The 11,681-nt window shown below is 43.5% G+C and carries 11 protein-coding genes; 1 reads left to right on the forward strand and 10 read right to left on the reverse strand.

Going from position 1 to position 11,681, the window contains the following annotated elements; all coding sequences use genetic code 11:
- Positions 1–7: 7 nt before the first annotated feature.
- From QU605_RS09515 to QU605_RS09550, 8 genes are all read right to left on the reverse strand, one after another.
- Positions 8–1,273: a carbohydrate porin gene (locus QU605_RS09515; RefSeq protein ID WP_289725071.1), complete on the reverse strand. Its 1,266-nt coding sequence runs from the start codon at positions 1,271–1,273 to the stop codon at positions 8–10.
- A gap of 102 nt (positions 1,274–1,375) precedes the next feature.
- Positions 1,376–2,302, reverse strand: coding sequence for an aspartate/glutamate racemase family protein (locus QU605_RS09520; RefSeq protein WP_289725072.1), 927 nt, complete (start codon positions 2,300–2,302; stop codon positions 1,376–1,378).
- A 33-nt stretch (positions 2,303–2,335) separates the two neighbouring features.
- Complete coding sequence (locus QU605_RS09525) at positions 2,336–2,578, reverse strand: hypothetical protein (protein ID WP_289725073.1); 243 nt, start codon at positions 2,576–2,578, stop codon at positions 2,336–2,338.
- 12 nt (positions 2,579–2,590) lie between these two features.
- A complete protein-coding gene (locus QU605_RS09530; RefSeq protein WP_289725074.1) occupies positions 2,591–2,932 on the reverse strand; it encodes a GYD domain-containing protein in 342 nt (113 codons plus the stop codon).
- Positions 2,933–3,009: 77 nt separating this feature from the next.
- Complete coding sequence (locus QU605_RS09535; protein ID WP_289725075.1) at positions 3,010–4,341, reverse strand: metal-dependent hydrolase family protein; 1,332 nt, start codon at positions 4,339–4,341, stop codon at positions 3,010–3,012.
- Between the two features lie 16 nt (positions 4,342–4,357).
- Positions 4,358–6,061 carry an amidohydrolase gene (locus QU605_RS09540; protein ID WP_289725076.1) on the reverse strand — a complete coding sequence of 568 codons (1,704 nt, stop codon included), beginning with the start codon at positions 6,059–6,061 and terminating at the stop codon, positions 4,358–4,360.
- 16 nt (positions 6,062–6,077) lie between these two features.
- Positions 6,078–7,463 (reverse strand): metal-dependent hydrolase family protein, encoded by a 1,386-nt coding sequence (locus QU605_RS09545; protein ID WP_289725077.1) that lies wholly within the window; start codon positions 7,461–7,463, stop codon positions 6,078–6,080.
- A 60-nt stretch (positions 7,464–7,523) separates the two neighbouring features.
- On the reverse strand, positions 7,524–8,426 hold the full coding sequence (locus QU605_RS09550; RefSeq protein ID WP_289725078.1) for an AraC family transcriptional regulator: 903 nt from the start codon (positions 8,424–8,426) through the stop codon (positions 7,524–7,526).
- An 11-nt stretch (positions 8,427–8,437) separates the two neighbouring features.
- Here QU605_RS09550 and QU605_RS09555 point away from each other — a divergent pair, with 11 nt between their 5' ends.
- On the forward strand, positions 8,438–10,729 hold the full coding sequence (locus tag QU605_RS09555; protein ID WP_289725079.1) for an amino acid permease: 2,292 nt from the start codon (positions 8,438–8,440) through the stop codon (positions 10,727–10,729).
- 58 nt (positions 10,730–10,787) lie between these two features.
- On the opposite strand, the gene QU605_RS09560 is transcribed toward QU605_RS09555, so the two are convergent.
- The gene (locus tag QU605_RS09560) at positions 10,788–11,246 is read right to left on the reverse strand and encodes a cold-shock protein (RefSeq protein ID WP_289725080.1); all 459 of its coding nucleotides are present in this window, start codon (positions 11,244–11,246) and stop codon (positions 10,788–10,790) included.
- A gap of 111 nt (positions 11,247–11,357) precedes the next feature.
- Positions 11,358–11,549, reverse strand: a complete 192-nt coding sequence (locus QU605_RS09565; protein WP_289725081.1) for a cold-shock protein — start codon at positions 11,547–11,549, stop codon at positions 11,358–11,360.
- Between the last annotated feature and the right edge of the window lie 132 nt (positions 11,550–11,681).

An 11,681-nucleotide genomic window follows, 5' to 3' on the forward strand; every position in this document is an offset into this window, starting at 1 on the left:
AAAGGCATTATAAGGCCAAACGCCCCCTTAACCCTACTACGAATGCACTATTCAAATTGGGGTCCAGGGCCGGGTTTTTAAAGTACTGCACGCTTGGGGTTATCGCAAAATTCTGGGAGAATTGAAATCTGTAAAACAGTTCCGAGGAGAACTGCCAAATATCACTTTGGGTTTGGCCCCAATTAACACCCAGGCCAAACAGGTCTTTATTTAAATTCGGTTTAAGGATAAACCCGCCTGTATAGGATTGCGAATAAATAGGTGCACTGCCCTGGGACCATCCTGCTTTAAAAAAAGGCATAAGGGTTTCGTGAAAAGTCCAGTTCCCCCCTATCGCAATCCCCTGGCTTTCTTCAAGCTCGGCCCTATCTCTTGCATCCGCATGCCAGTAGGTTACATGAAAATTTTTAAAAAACCTCATATCCCTAGAAGGGGACCATGATAGCTCAACGGACTTGTATAGTTCATCAAAATCGTTAAAAAACTTAACTTCCGTGCCCAATCCGTTAGCATCATTGACTGTGGCACTTATTAGGACTTGATCTGTGATCCAATGACTTGCTCCTATCCCTGTGCTTAGATCAGGAAAAGCAATACTGGGATTTAGGAGGATTGCAAGGTTTTGAAATGTAGTAAAGGGATTTACGTATCCTAAGACATCAAAATAATCATTGGGGTCATATCGTCCGATTATCACACCAGTTCGACCGTTATTGAATTTCTGTTGCCAGTTCAAATCAATAAGCATCCACTTAGCATCTGTAAATAGTAGGGCTGGTATTCCATTATAGCCAAGTTCAAAGCCTAGTGATCCTGGAGGAAAAGGAGAATAACTGTGACGATGGTCAACACCAACTGCTAAAACACCCGTATTCAATTTGTTTCTATTTACCAATGTCCACCTGGAGTAGAACTTTAAAAAACCACTACCGGAATAGTCCCAAACCTTTTCAGGCGATGATCTTCCCCACATATTGGTACTAGAGTACGTCAAGCTGTATATAAATCCGGTCCTTTCGTTTAGCTGTCGTTTCCAGTCATAATAGGGCTGAGATAAAGAGTCTATCAAAGGTAATCTCAATAGCGTATTTTTTTCCTTATCATCTTCAAGCATGAAAAAAGTAGTGATTGAATTAATTCCTTTTTGAAGGTCACTTGTGTATCCTGATTTCTCTGGAATTGTATCTAATTGCATTTTATCCTCCTGAGCAACAACCGATAATAAAGGTAGAAGCATCACAACCTCTAATAAGAATAGTTTTCTATAATTCATATGGCCTTAAACTCATTCCTTATTTTGAAGTAAGTCAGATTATTAATTATTCTTTAGTAGACCATCTACAGGCTATTCGTTACTCATTTATTTTGGATGATTTTATCTTGACCCATGCCTTTCAAAAGCTAACTTAGTCATATCTACTGCATCAAACACCTCTAAGCCGGTCACTTCTTCTACAGCACTTTTATACTGACACATATCGGTGCATTCCAAGATAATCTTTCCCACTTCTGGATTGTCCTTTACAAATTGAGCAGCTACTTTAACTAATGAGCGTTCCACAATTTTAGGATCATATTCATCACCTACTATCTTCATAAAATCAGCCCCGTCAGGTGATTCAGTCATCCCTTGAACGATCAGCATGTCATCGGTAATTCCCAGTTGCTTATATAATTGATCATCGTAGGCTCTAAGTACTCTGGAACTCACCGTTAAAACCCCTACTTTTTGCCCTTCTGGCAGATCACCATAAAGCTCTGGCACAAACACCATGGTTGAGGAGTACACAGGTATATTTACCGCATCCTGAAGGTCTTTTTGAATATTTCCAGTCAAACCACAACCACCAACAATTGCCTTGACTCCTTCTTGTTCCAATTCTTTAGCAGCCTGCACCCAAGATGGCAGGTTCCATCCACCCCATCCATCAGGACCTCCGCTGAATCCTTCAGGACCCTGATAGTTTGGAACGAATTTCAGATTTACAGGAAAATCGTATGTCTTTAAATTCACATGGTGCCCTGGGTAACTAATCGGTGGATACCATACATCAAAAAACAATATTCCTACATCCTGACCGAATGAGAATCTGGCTTTTTCTTCGCTATTCATGTTTCGCTTATAAACGTCATTAATAGCAGGGTCAAAGGCCAGAGTTGTTATTCGTTCCAGGTTGTTTGTACTGGTGTGTTCCTCAATATTTGATATTTCTTTACTGACTAAATCATTGTTACTTTTTTGACCTTCATTTTGGCATGTAGCAAGTAATAGCATCAGTATTATTTTAATTACATTTTTCATTTTGGTTAATTACATTTTTCATTTTGGATTAAACTATTTCCTTTTCCAGTCAAACCAGGAGACAGTAAGTGAATCCAATCCTGGAAATCTTAATAGCGTTTCTGCCACTGCATCGTCCTGCAATGCTAAGAAGGAGGTTAAAGAAGCGATTCCCTGTTCAAGTTCACTTGTATATCCCGCTTTGTCCTTCCTGGAAACCTGGAGTGAATCTTCCGATTGAGACCATCCGATTTGAGGCAATAGGATAAGGAGAAAGACAAAGAGGTATTTCATCATAAATAAAGGAACTTAATTCCCTTTGGGTACTCCCCCTCCGGTCTGTTTCTCTATTTCCAACAGTTCCTTACTTTTTACAAGGGCCTTGCTCATTTGGTCACTGGGCATCAGTTCGATGATATGATACGAAGCCAGAAGCCCCGTTGGAAGGCGCATTACATATACGGCCTGGATCAATTCGTTGTCGTTTGGCAATTCACAGATGATGTAATTTTTACCATCCCCCAGGCCAAAATAGTAACTGATGATCTTACCTCCTATTTTCTCGAATGCAGCCGAAACCGCTTCCTTGCGGTCGCCGGGATCATCCATCATCACTTTCCAGGCAGCCGCATTTGGTTCGCCTATAAACATAAAAGTACGGTTCTCTTGAGCTTGAATACCATAACTCATTATCACGATGAAAAAAATTAGAATAAAACGATTCATGATTAGTTTTTTAGAGTATTCTTATAAATCGTACCATCCTTCATGATGATTTTAAAATTGTTCTCATAGTCTTCCAGTACTTTGATGTTCTCAAGAGGATCGCCTTCTACCAACAATAGATCGGCATAAGCCCCTTCTTTTAGTACCCCGAGAGCTCCTTCCGTATATGGATTTAATTCTCCGCTTAGCTTTAATAGTTCAGCATTAGTAGAGGTTGCTTGTTTTAGAATTTCAAAAGAAGTCCAAGCCTCAAGCCTGTATCCAAATTCGTTATTTTGTTTCTTCAGGGCTTTAGAATCACCAATAATATCTGTTGAGAATCCGACCTTTTCGATGCCGTACTCCTTTAACAATTTCATTTGATTCCTGGCCCCATTTTGGACAATTAAAAACTTCTCAACAGCTTGTGCGCCAAGAACTTTTGTTACTACCTCCTCATCCAATCCCAAGATGGAGAAATAGGGCACTACAAAGACGTCTTTTTCTTTGATCAACTTTGCAGACTTTTCCGTCATGAGTGTAGCGTGGTCTAAACTCAATACACCCGCGTTTATTGACCTGATGATCGATTCATCATTGTAAACATGGACCAGTACGTAGGTATCGTAATCCTTCGCTGCCTTAACTGCTGCTTCCAGTTCCTCGGGCAAGTATTGTACTGTATGCAAGGGGTCTACAGCCGAAGATACACCTCCACCGGCCATTACCTTAACCTGCGAAGCCCCTAACCTCAAAACCTCGCGAGTTGCACGCAACACCTCCGGAACTCCGTCGGCCAAAAACTCCAGGTGTTGGTTCCAGAAATGTGGGGTATTACCTGGCATGTTGGGATGGGGTTCGGTATAATGACGGTGTTCTCCATGTCCGGAAGTTTGAGAAATCACGGGGCCTGAAGGGTAAACCCTAGGTCCAGGTAGCTTACCTTGGTCTATGGCTCTGGCCAAACCGATTGCAGGTCCGCCTGCGTCTCTCACAGTGGTAAACCCCCTCAATAACATAAATTCGGCTTCTTTTCCTGATACAGCACCCCAGTACATCCAATCTTGTTCATCTCTGAGTACATTAATGGGTTCTGTAATGGCCAGGTGAACGTGGGCATCTATCAAACCCGGCATCAGGGTCTTTCCTTGTCCGTCGATGACTGTGGTGCCTTCTGGCTTCTTCAGGTTGCTGCCGGTTTTGGATATGAGATTGTTCTCGACCAATACCTCCTGGCCAGTTGTCAATTTATCGGAGGTTCCGTCAAAGATGCTGACGTTGGTAAACAGGGTTTGTGCAAAAGTGGTACTGACTGTCAGCGCCATAGCGGCGATAAGTGTCAATATGTTTTTCATTTTTTCATTTTTTTGATTAGTCCGTTAACTTCCTATACTTCAATTGTCCATCTACCCAGGTTTCCAGCACATGGATTTGGTCAATTTGATTGGAAGAAACTTTCATTGGGTTGGCATCCAAAACCACAAAATCAGCGAGCTTACCTACTTCAAGTGAGCCCACTTCATACTCTGACATAAGCTGCCAGGCTGCAGTTGAAGTAATACCTCTCAGAGCCATTTCCCTTGAAGCGCGCTCTTGCGGAGCCAACACATAGCCCGGCTCAGCATACGTTTCGCGCATCACTGCAATCTGGACCATTTCTAATGGTGAGAATGTTGTAACGGCAGCATCTGAATGCAGAGAGTACGGTATGCCTGCTCGTTCAAAACTTCCGGTGCGATCCAGCTTTTCAGCCTTCTCTAACCCGAACACTGAGTTTTTGTACGCGGTACCCCAAAGTCTCACATGCCCGATAAGGAAGGATCCACTGACACCCAGCTGTTTGAATTTTTCGAATTGGTCATCTTGTACAAAAGAGCAGTGTTCGATTCGCGGGCGTATGAGGGTGGCACCATCTGCCTGTGCCCTATCCAGAGCAGATAGTATGTTGTCAATAGCGGCATCACCATTGCCATGCATCGCCATTTGAAATCCTTTGTTGGATTTATCTAAAATATACTCGTACAAGGCGTCTTCAGACATATAAGCCAACCCATAGTCGTTGGTACCCATGTATGGTTCACGTTGCAGACCTGTTCTTGCCTGGTTAGACCCATCTGCGGATAGTTTGTACCCAACGATCCTAACTTTCTCGTCACCGGTATTTACCCGATAGCCCCTTCGGTTCCATTCATTATCATACGAGGAACTCAGATATCCCCTTATCCGGACATTAAGACTTTCGGTTTTGGCGTAGTTCGAGAGTTTCTCAAATTCTTCAAAATCACCCGTATTCCCAATACCTGCATCTCCCATGGTTCCTATACCCGTTGACAACCAATGATTCGAAACTTTTTTGATGCCCTGATCCAGATCAAACTGGTTCCATGGATCCAAAACTTCCAGGGCCGACATAACAGCAAACCCATAAAGCACACCGTCTGGCTGGCCATCGGTTTTTCGACCAAACTTACCACCACTTTCAGGATCAGGCGTCTCTTTAGTGATCTTCATCAAATCGATCATTTTGCTATTGACAGATGCGATATGTCCCCCGGCATGAAACACAAATACCGGTAGCTCTGAAGATACTTGGTCTAACATCTCGGCAGTTAATTTATCATAGCTACTGGGTTGTGTTCCAAAATCAAGATTGACAAATAGCAGCCAATCTCCCTTCTTAGCCTTTTCTCCAATTTGAATCATATGATTCAACGCCTGCTCTATAGAATCAAATTTGGTTAACCCAACGTCCTCAAAAATATCATTCTGTGCAGCAGAAATTGTATGGACGTGAGGATCAATAAATGCAGGCATCACTGTCTTACCTGTTAAATCCACAATCGTAGCCTGACCACCAAATTTTGTTTCCACTTCTTGTTGAATACCGATCGCTACAATTTTATTTTCGGCAATGGCAAATGCCTCCACCTCTGAAAATGTGCTATCCATGGTCAATACTTCAGCACCCACAAAAATTTGGGTCTGAGATTTCTGGTTCTCACCTGATCGGTCATCGCAGGCCAGTAGGGATACCATTGCTATTGCAAGGGTTAAAACATGGTAAAGCTTATTCATAATCAATAATTTGAGCCTATTCCAATGTGTTTTTATAAATCTTTCCATCCTTCATGATAAGCTTTATTGAGGGTACATCCTGCTCCCTTGGCTCTGCGCCAAACCATTTATCACTTGCGCCAATTACTTTGATATCCTCCAGCGGATTGCCTTCTACAATCAGGATATCGGCATAGGCTCCTTCTTTAATAACACCCAGATCCCCTTCGGCATAAGGATTGCCCGGCCCTGTAAGTTTGGCCAACTCACCCCCATTCACAGTCAGGGTCTGCAAAGCCCAGAAATTCCCGAACTCCCGTGCCATATGGAATTTGGTAAAATCCATGCATTGCCTGTAGGGAACTCCGGTTAGCAAAACATAATCGGAATTAAAGACCATTTTGGGCTTATACTTTTTCACATAAGCCGTCAGGTTGGTACTTTGTTCTCTCAGCGTCATGAATTTTTTGGTCGAAGGAAAGTCAGGATCCTGATGTGCCGGATGCAGTAGTGCCTCAGGAGCCAATGCCGTTAGATTCGGAGAGAAGAAAGCGCCTTTCTCTACCAGTAATTTCATGTTTTCTTCTGAAATATTAAGTCCGTGATCGATCACTTTGACACCTAGTTCTAATGACCTTTTGAGATCGGGATTTTGAAAGACATGAACGGCCACATAAGATCCCCAATCTTCTGCTGTTTCCACCGCAGCACTTAACTCATCATCACTAAACTGCGAGGCATAAATCGGATCTTTTAAGGAAGTTACACCGCCACTTACCATGACTTTGGTATACACTGCACCCAGGGCATAATTGCGCCGAACCCCTTCCAGTACTTCATCTCTTCCATCAACCACCCGGGCTATTTCCAAACGCTCCATGTTCGTTTCCCCCTTGCGCTGGGTTAACATCCCAAAATCACCATGACCTGATGTCTGCGACACAAACCCACCTGCAGCATAAATTCTGGGACCATCTAATAATCCTTCATCAATTACATTCTTCAGGCCCACATGAGCGCCACCCATATCACGTATTGTAGTAAATCCCATGGCCAACATTTCCTGCGCAAAGGCGGCGGCTCGTGCACCTATTTCTTCCCAGGTAGTACCTTCAAACTCATGAAGTGAGCCCGTTTTATACATATTGAGATGCGTGTGACTATCGATAAGACCGGGCATCAGGGTCATCCCCTGGCCATCAATGATGGTCACATTATCAGTTTGAATAACCGCGAGTGGCTCCTCTGAAACCGCTTTAATCAGGTTGCCTTCCACTAAAACATCGCGATTTAAAAGCCTATCTGTAGTGCCGTCAAATACCTGTACATTGGTGAATAGTGTGATTTTTTTTGGAGTCCCAGATTGAGCCCCTAGCCAGGAGGCGGAGCCGATAAAACAGATAATAAGCAGGAGTTTTCTCATCGTAAATTCATTTTTCGAAAATTAGGAATAAATGAACTTACAAAAAGGTAAATATGATAATTATTGCGGTAAATTATGAACTAGCTTTTTCCTGAATTCCTTTGGCTTATGGCCGGTGCGTTTTTTGAAGTATTTACTGAAGTTACCTACCTCGGGGAACCCCAGATCAAAGGCAATTTCAGAAATGGTACCCGTACTGTTGTCCAGTGCAATTTTTGCTCGTGTAATTATATGATTATCAATATATTGCTTTAATGTCTGTCCTGATATTGATTTACATATATGATTGAGTTGACTGAAGTTCACGTTAAGCCTTTCTGCATAATAGCGGCCGTTTCTTGAGGATTTAAGGTCCTTTTGCAATAAAGATTGAAATTCCTGAAACAGCATTAGTTTTTCGGAAAACCTCAGGGAAGGATAATAGTTTAAATAATCTTCCTCCAGTTTCACCATAAATCCGGTAAGCAAAAAAGGTAAAATTTGTCGCTCAGACCTATTAAATCCTCTTTGAACTAAATCTAACAGATCGAAATAAATCTGCTGCCCAGGTAGTTGCCCGATCGTAAAATTGGGCTTGGGTAGTTTTAAATTTCGATTGGAGAATACCAAACTGGTATATCCTTCTGTAAAATTACTTTCGAACCCCTCGGAGAAAAACAGTAGAAATCCATTTTTATCGGGATTGGGGTACCAGTGATGGTATTGCTCATTTTTAATGATAAAGACACTCCCGGGTTCATATTCATAATCGATAAAATCTACATTGTGTATCCCGGAGCCATGGGTAAAAACAATAATCAGATCGAAATACAATTGATGCGGATTGTAACGGATGGAGTTGGGGATATTCGGGTTGTCGTTGAATTCCCGGATCGAAATAATTTGAAATCCATTAACGGGATTGGAACCGGTTAAGGGTCCCCTTGGCGTTTCTGAAATATGTTTTGATGTGGTTTTGGCCATCTGAAAATGCAATGTTACCTAAAATACACAATAAAACCGTCGGAGGTCCAGAATGCCTCCCCATCCATAAATTATTGTACCTTTTAGTCGCCAACCAGACTGAATTACCCATGGAGAATCCATCCGGTACACCAAAAAAATTCGGAACCTTCGGAGGGGTGTTTACCCCCACCCTACTGACCATACTCGGGGTCATCATGTACTTGCGTCTGGGCTGGGTCGTCGGGAATGCCGGGCTGTTAGGCGCCTGGTTGATTATCATCATTTCGTTTCTGATCACCTTGTGTACGGCCCTTTCCATGTCTGCGATTACCACGAATATTCGCATCGGCGCCGGGGGCGCCTATGCCATTGTTTCCCAGGCCCTGGGATTGGAAGTTGGCGGTAGTTTGGGCATCCCAAGATACATCTCACAGGGACTGGCCGTAACCATGTATATTTTTGGTTTCAGGGAAGGTTGGCTGGGTATTTTTCCGGACCATAACCCCTTTTTGGTGGATGTTATCGTTTTCGCCCTCCTGGTTACCATTGCTTATATAAGTGCCAACCTGGCGATCAAGACGCAATTCATCATTATGGGGATCATTGTCTTATCCCTGATTTCTATCGTTATCGCCGCCTATGAGGGTTCTATGACCATTCCCACGAGCGATGCCCTTAGCTGGGGTTCTTTTAAGGGCTCCATCGAAAATGGATTCAGCGGCAGTAACTTCTGGATCGTTTTTGCGGTCTTCTTCCCAGCAGCAACCGGGATTATGGCAGGGGCCAATATGTCCGGTGAGCTCAAAGAACCCAAACGCAGTATCCCCATTGGCACCTTATGGGCCATAGGCGTCAGTTTTGCGATTTATATGGGGCTGGCCTTCTGGATTTCCCGCAGTGCTACGGAAACCGAATTAGTAAGCAATTATTACGTCATGGTGGATAAGGCCTATTTCGGCCCCTTAATCATCGCGGGGATCCTTGGGGCCACCTTCTCCTCTGCCCTGGCCTCCATAGTGGGTTCTTCCCGTATACTCTTTGCCATGGGCGAACACCGGGTCCTCCCCTTCTCGGATTTCCTGGCCGGCAAAAGCGCCAATGGCCAACCCAGGAATGCGATGCTTGTTACGGGCATCCTTATTTTTGCCACCCTCTTACTGCGTAACTTAAATGCGGTTGCCCCCCTGGTAACCCTGTTCTTTCTGATAACCTATGCGATGATCAATATCGTGGTAATCATCGAACAGAACCTCGGGCTGATCAGCTACCGGCCCGTATTTAAAATTCACCGGTGGGTACCCTGGTTCGGCCTGATTTCATCGATTTTTGCGATGTTCATTATCAATCCGGCCATCAGCCTTGTATCCATCATGATTGTATTGATGGTGTATTGGTATTTGTCCCGCCAGAATCTGGAAACGCCCTTTGAAGATGTCCGATCCGGACTGTTTGTTTCTTTTGCCGAGTGGGCTGCCAAACATACCTGGGGCATGAAGAAGATGCAGCAGCGCGCCTGGAAGGCCAATCTAATGGTACCGGTCCGGGACCTGAACGGACTTAAGGGAACCTTCGAATTTTTAAGGAATATTGCCCGGCCTAAAGGTTCGATAAAGCTGTTGGGAATTGAGCCCTATTCCGAGGAAAGTTCGCTTGCCCAGGAATTGGAGGACATTTCTGAGTCTTTCCGGAAAAAAGGCGTCTTTTCATCCTCCGCGGTCATTCATACCGATGAATTTGCCAAAGGCATCAATTATGGAAGTCAGGCGCTTCAGGGGGCTTTTTTCAGACCTAATATCGTCTTTCTGAATTTGCAGGACCACGACGATTACGAAACGGAACTAAGACCGGTGATCAGAGAATCCATTCGTTTGGAAATCGGGGTGCTCCTGTACTTTTCGCATCCCGTTGCCCTGCTGGGCCGGCGCAATACGATCAATGTCTGGGTGAGTGACCGTAAAACCAAATGGGACCTCGGCTGGGATATCGGCAATCTGGACCTCTCCATTCTGGTTGCCTACAAGCTTAAAATGAATTGGGGGGCACGAATACGCCTGGTAACGGTCATTAATGACCCTGAGGAAGCTGAGAAAGCCCAGGACTTCCTCCAATTACTCATCAACCTGGCACGGCTTCCCGAAACGCTTACCGAGGTCATCGTAGGAGATTTTAACGCGGTTATCCTCAACGCCCCTTCAGCCGACCTGAATGTTTTCGGGATGGACGATGATTTAAAATTTGAGTTTGTACAGGATATGTCAAATAAGACAAAAAGTACCTGCCTGTTTGTGAAAGATTCCGGACATGAAAGCATTCTCGCCTGAAAAGGCGCCCATGGCAACAGAGAAAATAGTATTGGAATTCCGTAATTAGGCCCCTGCCCTATTCGACTACCGTTACATTGACGGCATTCATACCTTTCATACCCTTCCGAAGTTCAAAAGTGACTTTGTCATTTTCGGCGATTTCATCAACCAGACCACTGACGTGACAGAAATGTTTTTCCTGTGTGTCTGAGTCGATAATAAATCCAAAGCCCTTGGAGTAATCAAAAAAGGATACTTTTCCTTTTCGGATTGGATCAAAAGGATCTTCGTCCGTCTCCTCTTTCTTAGGTATGCCAAGTTCGATACTGGACGCATCGACCTTAATTTTTTCAGACGGATCCTGCGGCGTATCGGTTAAATTCCCGTCCTGATCCACATAGGCAAAAGGGATTCCGCCGCCACTTTCTTTGGCTTCAGCCCGTCTGGCATCTTTTTTCTTTTGTTTTTCTTCTCGTTTTTTTAAACGCTTTTTTTCCTTCTCGCGCTTACTGAAGGTTTGTTGTGATTTAGCCATAAATGTGTTTGAGCTGTAAAAGTTAGGATTTTATAGGCAACTACGGAAGGAATTGGGAATAAAAAAGCCCATCCAAGGGACGGGCTTTTCAGAAACTTAAAATATAGTGTCTTAGATGACTCTTACATTCAAGGCATTCAATCCTTTACGGCCTTCTTCTAAATCGAATTCAACCTGGTCACCTTCGCGAATTTCATCAATCAAACCGGTAACGTGTACAAAATGATCTTTTTCAACGCCTTCTTCAGTGATAAAACCAAAACCTTTGGCATTGTTGAAGAACTTAACTGTTCCTTTACTCATAATTACTCTACTTTAAAAATTAAATTAGCTGCAAAGATGGGGCTAATAATTTAATTATCAGTTTTTTATTTGGATTATTTTAACTCATTGTTTTTCAAACCTGAGTTTTCGCTACCGATACGGCCCATCCAG

This window comes from Robiginitalea aurantiaca, from assembly GCF_030380815.1.
Taxonomy (GTDB): domain Bacteria; phylum Bacteroidota; class Bacteroidia; order Flavobacteriales; family Flavobacteriaceae; genus Robiginitalea; species Robiginitalea aurantiaca.

Excerpts from the sequence above, each read along its gene's own strand:
- QU605_RS09535 (WP_289725075.1), bottom strand. The coding sequence starts at position 4,341 with ATGAAAAACATATTGACACTTATCGCCGCTATGGCGCTGACAGTCAGT.
- QU605_RS09555 (WP_289725079.1), top strand. The coding sequence starts at position 8,438 with ATGTTACCTAAAATACACAATAAAACCGTCGGAGGTCCAGAATGCCTC.
- QU605_RS09565 (WP_289725081.1), bottom strand. The coding sequence starts at position 11,549 with ATGAGTAAAGGAACAGTTAAGTTCTTCAACAATGCCAAAGGTTTTGGT.
- QU605_RS09530 (WP_289725074.1), bottom strand. The coding sequence starts at position 2,932 with ATGTTTATAGGCGAACCAAATGCGGCTGCCTGGAAAGTGATGATGGAT.
- QU605_RS09540 (WP_289725076.1), bottom strand. The coding sequence starts at position 6,061 with ATGAATAAGCTTTACCATGTTTTAACCCTTGCAATAGCAATGGTATCC.
- QU605_RS09525 (WP_289725073.1), bottom strand. The coding sequence starts at position 2,578 with ATGATGAAATACCTCTTTGTCTTTCTCCTTATCCTATTGCCTCAAATC.
- QU605_RS09560 (WP_289725080.1), bottom strand. The coding sequence starts at position 11,246 with ATGGCTAAATCACAACAAACCTTCAGTAAGCGCGAGAAGGAAAAAAAG.
- QU605_RS09515 (WP_289725071.1), bottom strand. The coding sequence starts at position 1,273 with ATGAATTATAGAAAACTATTCTTATTAGAGGTTGTGATGCTTCTACCT.
- QU605_RS09550 (WP_289725078.1), bottom strand. The coding sequence starts at position 8,426 with ATGGCCAAAACCACATCAAAACATATTTCAGAAACGCCAAGGGGACCC.
- QU605_RS09545 (WP_289725077.1), bottom strand. The coding sequence starts at position 7,463 with ATGAGAAAACTCCTGCTTATTATCTGTTTTATCGGCTCCGCCTCCTGG.
- QU605_RS09520 (WP_289725072.1), bottom strand. The coding sequence starts at position 2,302 with ATGAAAAATGTAATTAAAATAATACTGATGCTATTACTTGCTACATGC.